Origin of the sequence: Streptomyces sp. SID1328 (genome assembly GCF_009865595.1) — a bacterium.
Classification (GTDB): Bacteria; Actinomycetota; Actinomycetes; order Streptomycetales; family Streptomycetaceae; genus Streptomyces; species Streptomyces griseoluteus.
Map to the genome: position 1 here is coordinate 1 of NZ_WWKH01000656.1, position 789 is coordinate 789.

Consider the following 789-nt stretch of genomic DNA (forward strand, 5'->3'; position numbering starts at 1 on the left):
CTCCTACTCTCCGTTGTCGACGTCGGTGACGGTGCCGTCCTTGATGTATCGGGCGAGGTTGAGCTCCGGGGCGTTGAACCGCTCGCGGACTTCCTCGCCCCACAGGACTTCCTGGGTGCCCTCGTGCTTGACCAGGCCGGGGTTGATGCCGAGCTTGAAGCCGCCGGGCAGCGGCTTGCCGTCCCGGTAGGGCAGGAAGTCCAGCGGGCTGGTGCCGTCGGTCGCGTACACGACGCAGTCGGACAGGATCGCGATCGGGTACTGCCCGGTGAACGCCGCGTGCTTGACGATCTTGCGGTGCAGGTTGATCCGGGTGCGGGAGATGACCGCCGCGCGGATGTCGGGCCGCCACGTCGGGCGGGACAGGGCGCGCCACGGCTCGCCCGGCCGCCAGCCCTCGCCCCGGGGCCGCTCGCGGAGCTTGCCCAGGCCGCCCTTGACCGTCGCCTTGATCGCCGAGACGACGATCGCCAGCTCCGGGTCGCGCTCCTTGTAACCGTCCATCGCGGCGAGGAAGTCGGCCGGGGCGAGGTCGGCGTCGACGCCGAGGTCGGCCATCGTGGCGAGGAAGGCGTCACGGAGCCGGTTGTACCAGCCGTCCAGGTAGCGGCCGTTCTCGTACCGGACCCACGCCTCGATCGGCCGCACCTCGTAGCCGAGCTCCTGGGCGTAGGCAACGGTGGGCGTGGCGTACCAGGCCGGGCCCTCGGGCCGCTCACCTTTCGGCGTGAACGGGCTGGGCAGCAGACTCGCGTCCAGGTCCGCCCACTTGTCCTTGCCGACCTTCAC

General features: G+C 70.7%; 1 pseudogene. It reads right to left on the bottom strand.

Annotated features, from left to right (window positions below):
- Positions 1–3: 3 nt before the first annotated feature.
- Positions 4–789: pseudogene (locus GT030_RS21045) on the bottom strand (transcriptional regulator); the annotation flags it as partial.